Origin of the sequence: Xylella fastidiosa (assembly GCF_011801475.1) — a bacterium.
In the GTDB taxonomy this organism is placed as follows: Bacteria; Pseudomonadota; Gammaproteobacteria; order Xanthomonadales; family Xanthomonadaceae; genus Xylella; species Xylella fastidiosa.
Genome location: NZ_CP044352.1, coordinates 393,259 through 410,097 on the forward strand (window position 1 = coordinate 393,259; position 16,839 = coordinate 410,097).

Below are 16,839 nucleotides of genomic sequence, written 5' to 3' on the forward strand. Positions count from 1 at the left end.
TTCTGAGCGAATGCAGTACGACACTGAATACGCGTCTTCCGTATAGAAGCGTGTGATCTTTGGTGATATAGGTCAGCTATTTTAGATTCCCCCATTCCGTGATGTGTGTTGTCTCAGTAGGTGCTTGGGGGAGTCGAGGATCAAAGAAGTTGCTGGTTTGATGAGCCCGAAGGTGCTTTACAAGGCAGGGCAACCCAGTCTGTGATCCCTTCGGAGGGACCACTGGTATGAGGATGCTATTTTGGTGATTTGGTAACGATAGCCCCAATGGTGATGATTCACAGCGGTTGTGCGTGTTGAGTCGAACGCAGGAAGAAAAGGCAGTGATGTACTTGGCGATGGTTAAGCCTGCTTTGAGATCCCAGCGGTGTGAATTTGACTTGTTTTAAATCAAATATTTGAGCGATAATCAAGTAATTTTTCGCATAAAATATATGAAATTTGTCATGTATTTTTCCTTGCGCATTGAAGGATAAATGAAAACGATGAAAACGATATTTGCTGCCAGGACGATCTTGGCATCCGCATTGGCTGCTGCTTTGAGTGCCTGCGGCGATCCATTAGTTCGCTCAGAGACACCGACACCGACGACACCGACGACACCGACGACACCGACGACACCGACGACACCGACGACACCGACGACACCGACGACACCGACGACACCGACACCATTGCCTGCTTTGGATCCGGCGTTAGCTGCCGAGTTTCGGGTGCACCTAAATGGTACGAATACAGAGCCTGCTCATACACTTGGCTTTACTGGCAAGGGTTACATGATTGGCGTCGTTGATTCCGGCGTGAATCGTAACCATGTGACATTGCACGATCAGGTCATCCACAACAATGTGTATGTGGATTATCAAGACCCCGCCAGTCCAGATGATGTGAGTGGCCATGGCACCAACGTGGCACAGCTCATTGCGGGGCAACCCGTTGAATATTGGCCTGGTGGTATCGCACCAGGTGCGACTATCTTCTCAGCGCGCGTCTTCTCGTCTGCAGCAGAAAGTGCAAAAGAAAGTCCAATAGGCGGGAACTTTTTTGAAAGAGAAACAGCACAGCTAAAACGCGTCAATGCCGACATGATTGCCGCAGGAGTGCGTATCCAAAACAACTCCTGGGGATATGAGAGTGAGGACACAGGTGGTGAGCCAGTATGGAGAAGTCCAATCACCACGGGTTTGTTCGTGAATGCATACCGTGACTTCGTGCTGAATAACAATGGCTTGGTGGTCTTCGCTAGTGGTAATGAAGCCCAACCACAACCGGGTCAACTTTCCAGATTGCCGAGCTTGCCCACGGTGGAGGGGGGGCATCGCCTGCCGATCTGGAAAGGGGATGGTTAGTGGTTGCTGCGCTGGATAGTTTGGATCATCCCGACCAATTGACTTCGTACTCGAACCATTGCGGCATCGCAATGCACTATTGCTTAGCTGCACCAGGTGATGTCGTGGTAATACATAACAGCGTGACCAACAGCTCTTCTGTTGACGATGAATATTATAAACTACAGGGCACCTCATTTTCAGCGCCGTTGGTTTCTGGTGCAGCGGCATTGGTATGGGAGGCATTTCCCTATTTCAGCAACGACCTGGTGCGGCAGACCCTGCTTGGTACGGCGACTGATCTTGGTGCTCCCGGCGTGGATGAAGTCTTCGGCTATGGTGCACTGAATGTGGGTAAAGCAGTGCTGGGCCCGGCTAAGTTCGATTGGGGTGATGTCCAAGTTAGCTTCGATGACAGGCGTTCCACCTGGGGCAATGACATCACCGGCAGCGGCGGCTTGATCAAGCGTGGTACCGGAACACTGGTGCTTGGTGGCAGCAATAATCAATACACCGGAGCCACCCAAGTCCTGGGAGGCACATTGCAAGCGTCCAGCTTGGGTGCATCCGCAGTCAGCGTTGCTAATACTGCGACGTTGATTGGTAGCGGTCGCTTCGGCGGTGCGGTGAGCAATGCCGGCACCCTGGAGCTTGGGAAGGATGGGCTCAAGGTGCAGGGTGATTACACCCAATTGGAGACAGGGCGTCTTGCACTGTACGTTGGAGATCAGCTGAGCGTGGCTGGTAATGCCACCCTGAAAGGGGGGGAACTCCAAGTGTTGGGTAAACGTGATTATGTGACCTTCAATACTTCCTACAGCGTATTGCAGGCCGATGGTAGTTTAACCGGCACGTTCTCGCAGTTGACTTGGGGTCCGGCTGTGCTGCTTGGAGAAGGTCGTCTGACTTACGGCACTAACAATGCCTACGTGACCCTGCAGCGTCTGAATGTCAGCGCGGCGGCACAGGCTTTGGGGATCGTTGATAGAGTTGCGCAGGCCTCTGCCCAGCGTGTTGAGCATGCATTCCGTGCAATTGATGCACAGCAGGCGCAAGGCGGCGGTGCGTTGCCCACCAGTTTTATTGGGGCGGCAGCGGCATTGCAACAGTCCAGTAGCGCGGCAGTGGCGGCGGCTTCGTTGCAGAGTTTGTCGGGGCAATCGCATGTTGCGGCGGCGGCGGCTAGCCTTGATGCCATTGATTTGGGGCGCCGCAGTTTGGCGACGCGTCTAGATGCGCCTCGTTCGGGCGAGCGTATTGTGACGTGGCATCAAGCCTTGGGTGGTCCGGGGCACAATGGTGCGGCTAGCGGCACCTTCTCCCTGTCTGGCTGGTTGGTGGGACATGATGCGCAACTTGCCTCCGGTGACATTGTGGGTGTTGCTTTTGGTCAGGCCGATAGCAGCCCCTCCGGTAGTGCCTCTGGGTTTCGAGGGATAGACAGACAAGTGCAAGGGCGTGTGTATTTACAGCGCACCCAGGGCCCCTTGTATGTCTTGGGGCAGCTTGGTTTTGGTAGTTTCCAACGTCGCCTGGACCGGCAGTTGCAATTGGGTGACTGGAACGATTGGACATCCAGTCGCTACAGCGGTCAGTTTTGGAGTGGCAGTGTGGAGGCTGGCTATCACTGGCGTCAGGGTTCCTTGGCATTGACCCCGTATCTTGGTCTGGATCAAACGCAACTGCGGACGGATGGATTCCGTGAGCAGAGTGGCTCTGGCTTTGGCTTACAGGTACAGTCCGCCCAAGCGAGGCGGAGTCAGTTACTGGCCGGTGTGCGTACGGAGTGGCGCTGGGGTGGCGTGCAATGGCGTGGTTATGGTGAATGGCAGCAGACGTTGCGTCAGAGTGGTTTGAATCCACAGGCCAGCTTTACAGCGACTTCGTCGTGGACGCCGTTGGTGGCTTCGTCCTGGCCTGGTCGTTCTGGGGGTGTGCTTGGATTATCGATGGTCTTGCCTGTCGGAGTGACCGCAGGTCTGTGGACCATGGGGTTAGAGCATTACTTTGGTACACGTAGCCGTGGGGAGAGTCTTGGACTGCGTTACCAGCTTGGTTTTTAGTATGAGGTGATGATGGATGCCGACGTACGGTAGTTTCGTGCGTCGGCATTGTCACGGATGGATGTGTTATTGGTGATCTGATGCGTTGATGGCGGCACGTTTGCAGCGCTTATCCATAGGTAGGGCCAGTTTTTAATGTTTATTACGTCGTCAATCACGTCGTCCGTTGTGCGTGCTGTTCTTAGTCATGTATCTGGGTACGATTTTATTTGTTGGTTATCCTTACAGAGGATTCCATCTGGCGCTCAATGCGCCAATACGCGATTTTTTTGCTGTTCTGATGTGTGTGTATTGCGATGATTGGCTGTATTTGCTTGTGCTCCTATGGCGAAGCGCCTTGGGGTGATACGCGACTACATTGGAATAAATGATGTGTTCTTCCAAGTGCCGTCAAGACTTTTTTGGAGAAGGTTCTATTTAGGCGTGTATTGAGTGGTGATTGAGATATCCAAGGTTCAAGACGGTAGTAACATCGGTTGGTGCATAGTCGAATGAACTGGTGGTGTGTACTTCATGGTCAAGTATGTTTGACAGCATTCGTTGTTAAGTATTTTGGCTGCGTTTGCCTACCATGATTGCGTAGGTGGAAGTGATGGCAGGACTATCATTAATCGCAAGCTGGCGGCTCGACTGCATGAGGCGCTACAATCTGCGGGATGAGCAGTGGTGGAGTTGGGTGGTGTAAGCGTCCGGCTTTACAAGAGTCCTTAAGGTCCAGTGCGTTTGAAACTGTTTAAGGACTTCCAAGCTGTTCTAACGTGTTTATGGTGGCCCTGCCGGTCCCTCGCAACGCTAGATCGAAAACCCCGCCAGGGCCGGAAGGCAGCAACGGTATTGATTGATGCGGGTGCCGAGATCAACCGGTGGGGCCATCTCCTTTTGTACGCGTTCCTTCTTGCAAGTTCTTTATCTGTTGGTAGGCGTGCTGTGTTGCCAGAATGCTTCGATACGTTTGTTTGGGGAACTGCTCAATCTGTGATGACAGTGAGCGGTAAGGCGTAGCATCTATATTGATGGGCAGTGCAGCGTTCAAACTTATTGAGCTGCCGAGCTGCAATGATCCAGGTTAGGTGTGTCTTATCAGGAATCAGGTGAAACATGCGGAATTCTTAATGTTTCTCGGAGTCGCTCTGGTGTTGGCACGGCCAATTGTGTTGTGTAAAGCGTTTCATGTTGTTGTGCGGAGAATAATGTCCGTCGAATCCAGTCAGCATCAAAATGTTGATGGGTGGGGAATTTGTATCGGCATCGCAGGAGCAAAGTCACGCTGCACAATTATGATGTGTGTTCTACAACCAGTCAGAGAGTGATGGGGTAGGTAACGTTGTTTTGTGAGAGCTGCCGATGTTCCAATGAGTCCACTGTGTGAGTATGTCTGGATTCACCACAGGAAGTTCGACGAAACTGGGTTGTCGTGGTGTGTGCCAGATGCGTTGGGTTGCTTTGATGTAATCATCAGGTTTGGCGAAAAAGATATTCGGTACGTAGCGCTGCGGGTTGCGGTCGTACAGTGGAAACAGGCTGGATTGCACCTGCACCATGATGCGGTGTCCAGTGAGGAACGTATGGTTGGCATTTGGGAGGTCGAAACGGTACAACAGCGGCTGATTCGGCGTCATTGGGGTTGGATATTGGAAGCTGGTGCGGTAGCGGCCACGGAAGATGCCGAGTGATATTGCCAGTTCGTTGCCCCCCATCTTTGGATCGGATGCTATTTCATCTGGATAGACATCAATCAGTTTGACCACCCAATCGCTATCTGTGCCACTTGTGGAGGCATGCAGGTTGATCCGGGGTACGCCTGCGATTTGCAGGGGTGTGGTCAGTGGTTCACTGAGGTAAGTCAACACGTCTGGACGGTTGTCAACGAAGCGTTGATCCTGAACCAGCCAGGTGCTCCACATCGCGTTGTCTTTGAAGTTTATTGGACGTGGCATAAAGGGGACTGGGTTAGCAGGATCGGAGATGTATTCGTCGTAATCATTTTGCTTTCTTTGCGATGTCTGGAATGACAGTGTGCCGCCAGCATTGAGGTATAGCGGCTTGGATGTGTACTCGCAGCCACGCTCACAGCTACGTGGCCAGTGTTGCATGCGGTCCCAATGGTTCGCTCCAGTGTTGTAGATAAGGACAGGCGGTGTGTCTGCTTTGGAGGCACCATCAATCAAGTATTGATCGAAGAATGGTTTCAGTACATCGTGGCGGAATTGCAGTGAGGTGTTGCCGTCGAATTTGAGGGTGCCTAGGTTGCTGCCGTCATAGTTGACTTGGCTGTGACGCCATGGACCCATCACCAAGTAATTTTTGTCGTTGTGTACGTCGCGTGGTTCCATCGCGGCATAACAATGGATTGCTCCCCACATGTCTTCTTGATCCCATAGGCCCTGCAACCACATTGTGGGGACTTTCAGTGGGGTGCGTGCCATGACTTTATCCAGTGCTTGTTCTTGCCAGAAGCTGTCATACGCTGGATGTTCGGTGAGTTTGTGCCACCAGGGTAATTGTTCTAAACCTGCGGCTTTAGCATAGTTGCCGGCCGAGCCTGCTTGCAGAAAGTTGCTGTAGTCGTCGTAACCTTGGCGTGCGATGGATAGGCCTTTGCCGCGATTGGTCATCTGGCCAGAGAAATAGTCGAAATTGACTTGGCGGAAGGCGCCGTAGTTGAACCAGTCATCGCCCATCCAACCATCAATCATCGGGCTTTCCGGTGCAGCCACTTTTAACGCTGGGTGTGGATCGGTCAGGGCCATCACGACGGTGAACCCTTCATACGAGGAGCCGATCATGCCGACGTTGCCATTAGACTGCTTGATGTTTTTCACCAACCAATCAATGGTGTCCCAGGCATCGGTTGCATGATCGATATTGGTGAGGTTGAGCACACCCCGTAATGGTCGGGTCACAACGTAGTCTCCTTCCGAGCCGTACTTGCCGCGTACGTCTTGGAACACGCGGATGTAGTCGCCGGTTGCGAACACGTCATCTCCCTGTGGCAGGAGGTTTTTCATGTGCGGTGATAGTATGCGTTCGCTACGCTCGTTGGCGTTGTATGGTGTTCGTGTGAGCAACATCGGTGCATGCTGGGCTTTCTTGGGAATAATAATGACGGTGTGTAGCTTTGTTCCGTCACGCATCGGAATCATCACTTCACGTTTGATGTAATCGTCCTTTTCTGTTGGCACGACGAATTGCCTGCCGGTGATGTCAGGTGTCATGGGTGCAGTTTGGGCGATTGCGGCAAGAGGCAGGATGAAGGATAGAGCGGCGATGAAGCGGCGCATAAATAGTTCTGAGCCGGTCGGGGGTATATGAAATGTAATACGTAGCTGAAACAGAGTCGATGGATGTGTTATCGCAGTGCTACCTCATGGATCGTGAGGTGGTTGCCTTTTGTTGGTGAGAAGTGGCTCGAGTTGCATTGGTATTGTCATCGGATTTTGTGAAATAACCATCGAATTCGACGGTTTCTCATATGTAGGACATAGAGAGCAGCTCGGATCGTCAGAAGAGGGGGAGGGGGCGGGAATGTTGATGGTTTGATAGAAGACCGCAGCGGTTTTTGTCATGTATACACGCATGGTTGTCAGGTTCTGGCCCTATAGCGTGTGCTTGCAATCTTCTTATTTGATGTTTGTATCAGGCTTGTGCGATGTATTTGATGCTGGCAAGTGAGAGTGTTCCGAGATTGATTATTTTGATGTGATGCATCAAGTGGAGCCAAGTGCATGTAGGTGAGGAAGTGAGTGTGTCGATGCGCTGTGTACTCCTACGTGCTTTATTTTGTGTCCTGCAGGTGTTTACAACGTTATGGTTTGACTATTTGTTGTAATGAAAAAACGACTTAGCGCGTTAGGTGCGCCTCGTGCCACCAAAGAGGTAGATCATTGTTATCGGTAGTCTGTGTTGTGTCGTTGCTGTATATCTTTATTTTGGTGCAGGTTTCGTTGCTTCCGGACTGATGCGTTCGATCGTGTGCCGTAGTTCGCGGCCAAGGATCACTTGAGCGTCTTTGGCGGATGTGTCTAGACGTTCGTCAAATAGCAGTTTGCTATATGTGTCTGGCCATACTAAGTTCAGTTCGCGAAGTTTTTGGATGAAGCCTCGGAACAGTCCTTTATCAAAAAACTCCGGTGCGGTCGACGCATAGAGCAGGCTTAAGCGTTGTGCAGCGAGCTGGCACAGGCTCTCCAATTCGGATGCACTGAGGGTTCCAGGGCCGTTTTTCACCAATATTGAAATGGTGATGTAGTAGCGCTCGAATGCTTGTTGCAATGAATGACTGATCGCCCGTAGGCGGAAGACTTCGTCGGTCTGGCTTGTGTTGCGTGTGAGTGGGTCTTCTTCCTCATTGCCGGCTGATAGGAGAAGCCCTTCCCGGACAAATAATTCAATGACCTGTTGGATGTGTTGGGCAAATTGGTCCTCAGTCCATGGTAGAAATAATTCGGCTTGTAGGAATGGATACATACCAACCCCCAGACGGATCAGAGCAATGCGGCTCATGCGTCGGTTGTTTTTGAAGCAACAGGCCACCCACGCGGAGGCAGTAAATAGATGCAACACGTTGTTGCGGAAGTAACTGAGCAGAACTGCATTGTCTCCATCGACTCTCAATACATCGCCAAGTGGATGGTGGACACGGGTGAGTATGTTGATTTGTTCGGCGTGGGCAATGATGCGTTCTGGGGTGTGTGGAGTGATGGTTACTCGGTTTGAATAGGGCAATTCAAGCAGTATTTTTTTGCACAGAGTAATTTGCGCGATCAGGTCAGCTTCACCCATCGCATGTTTAGGTGTGGATAGTAGTGCAAGTGCCAATAAGTTGATTGGGTTGACGTCAGCGGCGCTGTTGATGCGAGTCTGAATTTGCCGAGCAAGATGGTTGACGGTGCTTGATAACCAGGCTGGTTTCTCATTTTCGTTGAGTGCTTGACCTTCCCATTCTGGGGCTAGTTCGGCGAGTACGTCGTTGAGTGCGATTGGCTCGCCGAAGTTCACCACAACCTGGCCATACTTCTGTTTGAGCACTTTGGGAATATTCCAGAACACCCTCCAGATCGACTCTTTCTTTTTGGGTTCGCCGGACAGTTCATCCAGGTAGCTGGTGCCTTCCATCAGTTTTTCATAGCCGATATAGATTGGCTGGAACAGTACGGGCCTGCGTGGCTGGCGCAAGAAGGCCTGCACCGTCATCATGATCATGCCACCTTTGGGTTGCAGCAGGCGGCCAGTACGTGAGCGGCCGCCTTCGATAAAGTATTCGAGGGAATAACCACCGGCCACCAGCTGCGCTACGTATTCGCTGAGCACTACTGAATACAGCATGTTGCCTTTGATGGATCGACGGATGAAAAATGCGCCGCATTTGCGGAGCAGTGTGCCCACGACAGGAAGATTCAGGTTGATGCCTGCCACGATGTGTGGTAACCCGATGCTGCATTTGTACAGGCAGTACGACAGGAGCAGGTAGTCCATATGGCTGCGGTGGCTGGGTACATACACAATCTCGTGCCCTGGTGATATCTCTTTGAAGCTGTCCACGTGGTGTACCAGTACACCGGCATAGATGCGGTTCCAGACATGGCTGAACAAAAAATCGGCCGAACGTATGACAGGACTGGAATAGTCGGCAGCGATTTCCCAGGCGTAAGCTTGCGCCTTGCGCCAGGTTTCCGACAGATCGGTACCGTCGCGCTTGGCTTGGGCGCCAATGGCTTCACGCACTGCTTCTGTTGCCAGAACATTGTCTACCAGTAAGCGACGGGTTGACAGATCTGGACCGATCACTGTTTCCCGAATACGGCGGAAGTGGGTGCGTAATACACGTTGTAGCTTGCGCAGAGTACGTTCAGGCGGCAAACCTTCGTTCAGTGTTTGACGTACTGAGATGGGGGGTGCGAAGCACACAATGGTGTTGCGTCCATTGAGTAGTATCGCCAGGATGCGTCGGAAGCGACCAACGAGCGCCCAATTTTCCGAGAAAAGCACTGCAAACCAGCCACTTTGCCGATCTGGTGTACGTCCAATGAAGATGGATACGGGCACTAAATGCACATCAAGGGTGTCACGTATACGGTGTGCTTGGAGTAGATTGGCTAGCGAGTCGGAGTGTGTTTTGCCGCCGCGCTGGTTAGGGATCAGTGAGTTGCTGGAGCTACGTCGCGACAGGGCTAAGTAAGCACGCTTGCGCTGTAGTGGATTGCCTGACAGTGGTATCAATGGAGATGGCAACTTGGTTTTGCGGCAGGCTTTGTCCAGGATCAGTGTATTGCACAGGCCATAGTCTTCCAGCACGTAGATGATGGGGCGGCCATCGTTATATTGAACAGAGTGTTCTGGCTCTATGGAGAGATCCAACCAAGGATCAAGGATCTGGCCAAGCAGGCGCGCCCATAGCGGGCGACGTATCGTGTGTTCAGAGACGGGCCAGGTCAGATTGGATGATCCCGAGGTGTCAACGCTGGATTGAGTAGTCGTCGTTTCTTTCGGGAGGAGTGGGGAGTTCTTTTTTGGCATCCTCGGTATTATCGCTTAGCGGGTATCGGCAAGTCTTTCATGGTGACAGATGCGCACACCGCCATTCATTTATGTGTATTTTCATCCATGTTTCCAATGCACGGGCAAGGCAGCTGTACATGTGATCGCTACTGTCCCTTTTGTGGCTAGTGGATCAAACAGTTCGTACGTATGCAGCGGCCTCCTAAGCCTGCGTTGATCATGGTGGTTCTGGTAGATAGATCGTTTAGGACTTTATCTTTACCACATCGGATATCCTGAACAGATCCTGGTGTGACTGTTCACCACAATCGCTTACCCGAAGTGCTTGTCTCAAGAAACTGGGTGTGACACAAGCCACATTGGGGCACCCCTTTCTCGATTCGCTGTTTCGTGTAGATTGCTTGTATACCTTTTAGGACCTTTGATCCTTGGATCAATCTAGATACGTTGGACGTGATTACTGCTATCTTGCTTCGATGCTGAGAAATGCAACGCATTTACACCGTCTGGAAGCGACTCTCTCCTTCATCAAGCAGCACAATGCACCATAGATTGGATAAAGTTTCGGGGCGGAGCCAGTCGATTGCTGTTTGACCTGTAGCCTATTTCTATTTTGAATTATCAATATGTTTTTAAGCTGGTTTTATACTTCATCTTTATCACTGGCCAGAATAATCGCCATACTGACGCGCTCGCGTAAAAAGAACAGTATTGCAATACTAAGAAATGTCAATACATCTTATTGATGTGCTTTTGCGGTAAGAAAATTTAGCACTGATACACGGTATTGTGCATGTGATTTTCTGATGTTGTCCCGTATCCCGTATCCCGTATCCCGTATCCCGTATCCCGTATCCCGTATCCCGTATCCCGTATTACTTTCAATAGCAGAAACCAATTTTGGCATGGTCGCTCTGGGGATTATCTTGTGTCTGTTATTGCGATAACACCATGTGTTCAGTGAATTCTTGAAGATCTTAGTTTTCCCAGATTCTCTTGATTGATTCTGGTTTTTATCAGCGCAATGAGAGGACCTGTCCTGAACATCCGTTAATGCATGTAATGAAACATCGGAGTTTGGTTATGGCTTGATGGATTTTTCATGGTTGGTATTTACCGCTCTAACAGCTGTTTCACGCTATCGCTGTATCTTCCAGTGCATCTTTTGATGTGTACTATATTGAGCTTGATGGGTCACCATGTGATGCGGGTGCTAAGCTATTGAGCGTTCCGGACTTGGTTTGGTGGGTACGTCAGCTTATGCTTGTTTATTAGCGTCATTGCTGGTGACGCTATTTGACTATTACCCGAGTATGAGTTGCTTTCCGGTGTTAAATATCAATAGCGACCATGATGTGCCAGCGGTGATGTGGTATTTCTTCAACAAGGGTGATTGCGGCATCATTTTTATCGGCAAACTATTGGATAACATATGGCAACCCATACATATGTTGCCGCGTTGATGGCAAGAACGATTGGCTGCTGTAATCCCAGTTGCATAGAATTTATGGTGGCCACGTTGGTCCTTGAATGGGTGGAATACGGTGGTGTTGTTGCGATGCCGTGTTCGAGGGGGAAAGTGCGGTGTTACTGGGTGACTTAACCATGTTCTGTCACGGTGTTGCTCAGGAAGAAAAGGGCATCCTTCGAACAGGCCTGGATGATGTGTGGATCAAATGATGTCAAAACGGTGCGAACGACGATGCATGTCAGTGTGTTTGGACCTCAAGGGACGTTTGATGCATGTTTCCATGGAACATCTGTCAGATACGTCTGTTCCGTTCCTTGCTTGTTTTCATGCCAATCATCTAGAAACTGCTTATCTGTGCTTCAAATTTCATGCGCGCATATGGTGTTAATTGAGCTTTGGCATCCTTACATCCTTAAATGAAGTGTACATCCGAACGATAGCTGATCCATTTCTTGCACGTAATACTCGTTGCCCTTGGGAGAGAGTCAAGATGAAGAAATCCTGCTCCAGCCAGTTATTGCAGATACGCCGTTTGCTGTGTTATGCATTCGCTGTTTGTCTGTACTTGGCACTGCCGAATGCATTCGCGCAGAGCAGTAATGCCACTCTGCGTGGTCAGGTGAGCCGGGCGCAGGCGGGGGCTGTGGTTTTAGTCACCAACACCGCCACTGGTTTGGTGCGCCGAACTACGCTCTTATCCGATGGGACTTACGGGATGACCGGTCTTCCTCCTGGGCAGTACACGATCAGCGTTGGTGGCGTTTCCCGCACAGTCACGTTGAGCGTGGCTTCTAGTGTGACAGTCAATTTGGATGCTGGTGTTCCCATCAGTGGCGATGCGAAGACTTTGGATGCGGTCCAAGTGACTGGACAGGCGATCCGTGAGGTCAAAACGTCCGAGATCGGCAATACAATCGCCTTACGTCAGATCCAGCAACTACCGCAGGCGACGCGTAACTTCCTGGAGTTTGCCGATACCGTGCCAGGTATGGCGTTCAATATTGATCCTCAGGGACGCACCACACTACGCGCCGGTGCGTCTAATAGTAGCGCCAGTAATTTGTATATCGACGGTGTTGGGCAGAAGAGCTACGTTGCCAAAGGGGGGATTTCGGGGCAGAACGACAGCCAGGGGAGTCCGTTCCCGCAACTAGCGATTGGCGAATACAAAATCATCACTTCCAACTACAAAGCCGAATATGGTCAGATCGGTGGCGCGGCGGTCACAGCGGCGACAAAATCAGGGACCAATGAATTCCACGGTGAAACATTCTATCGTTACACCAATCAAAGTCTGCGTGACCGGCGGCCAGATGAGGGTGAGACCAAGGTTGATTCACAGACCAAAGAATATGGTTTTGCGCTCGGCGGGCCGATCATTCGCGACCGTATGCATTTTTTCTTTGCCTATGAAGGCAAGGACAATGTGGTACCACGTAGTGTCCAGGCCGATGCACGTGCTGCACCTTATGTGCATTTTCTGCCTTCTTATCTGTCGCAACAGTACGGCCCTGTCAATTTGCCATTTAACGAGGATCTATTTTTCGGCAAGATCGATTTTGAGCCAACCGGTGATGACCGTTTGGAATTGAGTGTGCAGTATCGCGATGAAACTCAAATCGATAATATCGGTGGCCAGAATGCCGCCGATCATGGCCTCAATAAGATCAATAAAGACAAACGCGGCAGCTTGCGTTGGCAGCGTAGTGCTGATGCTTGGTCCAATGAGCTGATCTTTACCCGGGAAAATGCTAGGAACAATCCGAATCCGATGAGTATCGGTAATGGGTTTAACTACGTGTATCTGGACGAAACCGATCCCAATATTGGCGAATACACGTTCCTTTCCATAGGCCCTGATGGTGGCTCAAGTATGCAGCGCCGCCATCAAGATGGCTGGTCCTTGCAGAACGATCTAACGTTCACCAGTGTTAAGTGGAATGGTGACCACACTATTAAAATGGGTGTCAGCTATAAGAACATTACGCTGCAATCACAAGATGCGGCATCGTTGAACCCTCAATTCAGTTATGCGGTGAGTTCCAGTGGAGTGGCCACAACGCCATACCGCGTTGATTTCTACTCACCCTATGCGACGCCTGGGCAGAAGGCGCTGGTGGAAACCAGGGCCAAGCAGTATGGCCTTTATCTTCAGGATGATTGGAACGTCAACCAGAAATTGACGCTGAATTTGGGGTTGCGTTGGGATTACGAGGACAATCCGGCTTATACCAATTTTGTCACTTCGCAGGCATTTGTTGCCGCACTATATGCCGATGATCCGGAGAATCCAGGTCACCCGTGGGCGAATCGATTACTGCCTAGCGGTATCAACGTTGCTGATTACATCAGTAATGGTCACAACCGTCATAACTTCAATAAGGGGTGGGCACCACGCTTTGGTTTCTCTTATGACATTTATGGTGATGAAGCGGCGGTGATGCACGGTGGTGCTGGGCGTTCGTATGATCGTAATCTATTCGAACAAATGGCTTATGAGACTAGTAAAGCGGCGTTGTCGCCGGTTGCCGTGTATTTCCAAGATCCAGCCACCCATACGTGTTATCACTCTGATCGGCTTTGTGTGCCTTGGGATCCGAAATATCTCAATGGCATTGATCAATTAAATGCCATTGCTGGGGTCAGTGGCAGCGGTGAACTGTTTATCTTCAACAATAAGCTGAAGACCCCTTACAGCGACCAATACAGCATCGGTATCAGCAATAAGATAGGTGGTTGGTTGACTGATGTGACGTTTCAGCGTGTATTGAGCAATGACGGCCTTGCGATGTCGCTTGTCAACCGCTATCCAGATGGTCGGTATTTTGATGCTGAAGGTAACGCGCCATGGGATCAGTCGGTCCCTGGTCACAAAAACACGATTCTCGGCATGAATGGTTTGAAGCAGCGTAGTAGCCAAGTGCTGTTGTCTGTTGAGAAGCCTTATAGCAAGGAATCCGGTTGGGGAGTCAATGTGGCCTATACGCACACCAGTGCGCGTCAAAATCGCACCATTGATGAACCATTTGCTTTCGACAAGGCAACGATCTATGAGTATCCGTTCGTCAAGTCCGATGCGGTTGCCGCGCACCGTTTGGTTGTTTCCGGTTCGATGGATGGGTTGTGGGGGATGACCTTTGGCGCCAAGGTGGTGCTGGCCACCCCCACCCCGATCAATACGATTGCTTGTTACGGTCAGATTGATCCAGATGGTGCGAATTGCCAGCAGGTGGGAGTTATTCCACCGTCCAGCGGAAAGTTCCTGGTGGGAGGCAACATTTGGGGGTATCGCACGGTGGATTTCCAGGCCAGTAAAGAGTTCACAGTGTTTAACGATTTCAAGCTATCGGCCCGTGTGAATCTGCTCAATGCGTTTAATTTCAAGAATTACGCATCTTATGTCTATAACAGCTTTGGCAGTGATGGGCGATTGCAACCGGACATCACCATCAATCGGATCGGCGATATCAACTATGTTCCACGTACCGTCACATTCGAGCTTGGGATGAAGTTCTGAAGTGCCGCATGCCCGTCGTCTGCTTGTGTTAGCCGACGGGCATGTTTTCTATAGCAATTGCTATTGTCGGTGTGTGCTAAATACTTCTGGTGTTTTCGGGGTGTGTTCAATACCGATAGTGCTCAGGTTTGAATGGTCCTTCTACTGATATGCCTAAATAGGCGGCTTGGTTAGCCGTGAGTGTGGTGAGTTTCACGCCGATTTTCTCCAGATGAAGGCGTGCGACTTCTTCATCCAATTTTTTTGGCAAGCGGTAAACATTTTTTTCGTAAACGTCTTTGTTTTGCCACAGATCAATCTGCGCCAGAGTTTGATTGGCGAAGCTGTTAGACATGACGAAGCTGGGATGACCCGTTGCGCAGCCCAGGTTGACGAGGCGTCCTTCTGCAAGAAGAAAGAGTGTATTGCCGTTGGGTAATATGAATTTATCCACCTGCGGTTTGATATTGATTTTTTGTACCCCAGTCAGGGCATTGAGTGCATCGACTTGAATTTCATTGTCAAAGTGGCCGATGTTGCAGACGATCACTTGGTCTTTCATTGCGGTCATGTGTTCGATCCGGATGACATCTTTGTTACCTGTGGTGGTGACATAGATGTCAGCCTGACCGAGTGTGTCCTCAACCGTTGTGACTTCAAAACCCTCCATCGCGGCTTGTAACGCACAGATTGGATCGATTTCGGTCACAATCACGCGGGCACCGTAGGCGCGCAAACTATGTGCCGACCCTTTGCCAACATCGCCATAGCCGCATACCACCGCTAATTTACCGGCCAACATCACGTCCATTGCACGCTTCAAACCATCAGCCAGCGATTCGCGGCAACCATATAGGTTGTCGAATTTACTTTTAGTGACCGAATCATTGACGTTGATTGCAGGTACGAGCAGCCTGCCGGTTGCAGCGATTTGGTACAGACGGTGTACACCTGTGGTGGTTTCTTCAGACACGCCCTTCCAGTCGTTGACGACTCGGGTCCAGTAGCCGGGGCGCTCAATGGCGATGCGTTTGAGCAGGCGTTTAATCACCTGTTCTTCAAGTGAGTCGCTGGGTTCATCGACCCAGGTTGATCCGTTCTCTAATTCATAGCCTTTGTGGATGAGGAGGGTAGCGTCGCCGCCATCATCCACAATCAATTCTGGGCCGGTCAGTGTGCCATCCGCCAGGGTGAAGGTGAGTGCTTGCAGGGTGCAATCCCAGTATTCCTCTAATGTCTCTCCCTTCCAGGCGAACACGGGTGTGCCGCTGGTGGCGATCGCAGCAGCGGCATGATCTTGAGTGGAAAAAATGTTGCACGAGGCCCAGCGTACATCGGCACCGATATCTTTTAGTGTCTCGATCAGTACGGCTGTCTGGATGGTCATATGAAGCGAGCCGGTCACGCGTACGCCTTTGAGTGGTTGTTTGCTGGCATATTTGCGGCGAATGGACATGAGTCCCGGCATTTCGTGCTCGGCAATGTCGATTTCTTTGCGGCCCCAGTCGGCCAAGGAAATGTCTGCGATTTTGTAGTGAGTATTTGGTGATGTTTGGGGGTGGGTGTTCATGGCGGGATATCAGTTATGGGCAGATAGGCGGAAGGTCTGCACGTTTCCTGGCGCTGTAGAACGGTAAAATTCCGCTCGGGCCTGGCTATCGGTAAGACGTGAAGGAGGTTGTAGCGCCCTGCATCAGGGAGTCGGGATTATATCGTTCAATGTCACGGTGTGATGGTGCTGTTACATTATTCTTTCTTATATCAATCACAATTTAGTGTTGCATCAAGATCAGTTGTACGCTGTCGTTGAGTATTTTGGTTTATATGTACTCTGAAATTCATTGAGTGTGGATTGGAACATGATGCGAATGACAACGTAGATAGGATGTTGTGTTATCTCTTTAATGGGATATTCATTTTTTCTTGGATACCCAGTTTTGGAGTGTGGCTGCGAAATGAGTTTCTTTGAAATATATGCAGTGA

General features: G+C 50.6%; 4 protein-coding genes, 1 other RNA gene and 2 pseudogenes. 4 read left to right on the plus strand and 3 right to left on the minus strand.

From position 1 onward, the window contains the following. Window positions 1-476: 476 nt before the first annotated feature. Together F7G16_RS01635 and ffs are read left to right on the plus strand one after the other, a co-directional pair. A pseudogene (locus tag F7G16_RS01635) lies at window positions 477-3,391 on the plus strand (S8 family serine peptidase). Between the two features lie 773 nt (window positions 3,392-4,164). Then, an RNA gene (ffs, locus tag F7G16_RS01640) (signal recognition particle sRNA small type) lies at window positions 4,165-4,261 on the plus strand. A gap of 419 nt (window positions 4,262-4,680) precedes the next feature. Here ffs and F7G16_RS01650 read toward each other — a convergent pair. Together F7G16_RS01650 and plsB are read right to left on the minus strand one after the other, a co-directional pair. Then, window positions 4,681-6,672 (minus strand): CocE/NonD family hydrolase, encoded by a 1,992-nt coding sequence (locus F7G16_RS01650; protein WP_004089355.1) that lies wholly within the window; start codon window positions 6,670-6,672, stop codon window positions 4,681-4,683. Window positions 6,673-7,315: 643 nt separating this feature from the next. Next, a pseudogene (gene plsB / locus F7G16_RS01655) lies at window positions 7,316-9,793 on the minus strand (glycerol-3-phosphate 1-O-acyltransferase PlsB); the annotation flags it as partial. Window positions 9,794-11,133: 1,340 nt separating this feature from the next. Here plsB and F7G16_RS12010 point away from each other — a divergent pair. Together F7G16_RS12010 and F7G16_RS01670 are read left to right on the plus strand one after the other, a co-directional pair. Then, window positions 11,134-11,352, plus strand: a complete 219-nt coding sequence (locus F7G16_RS12010) for a hypothetical protein (RefSeq protein WP_012382449.1) — start codon at window positions 11,134-11,136, stop codon at window positions 11,350-11,352. 498 nt (window positions 11,353-11,850) lie between these two features. Then, window positions 11,851-14,877, plus strand: coding sequence for a TonB-dependent receptor (locus F7G16_RS01670; RefSeq protein ID WP_004089349.1), 3,027 nt, complete (start codon window positions 11,851-11,853; stop codon window positions 14,875-14,877). A gap of 106 nt (window positions 14,878-14,983) precedes the next feature. On the opposite strand, the gene ahcY is transcribed toward F7G16_RS01670, so the two are convergent. Then, a complete protein-coding gene (gene ahcY, locus F7G16_RS01675; protein WP_004089347.1) occupies window positions 14,984-16,426 on the minus strand; it encodes an adenosylhomocysteinase in 1,443 nt (480 codons plus the stop codon). Between the last annotated feature and the right edge of the window lie 413 nt (window positions 16,427-16,839).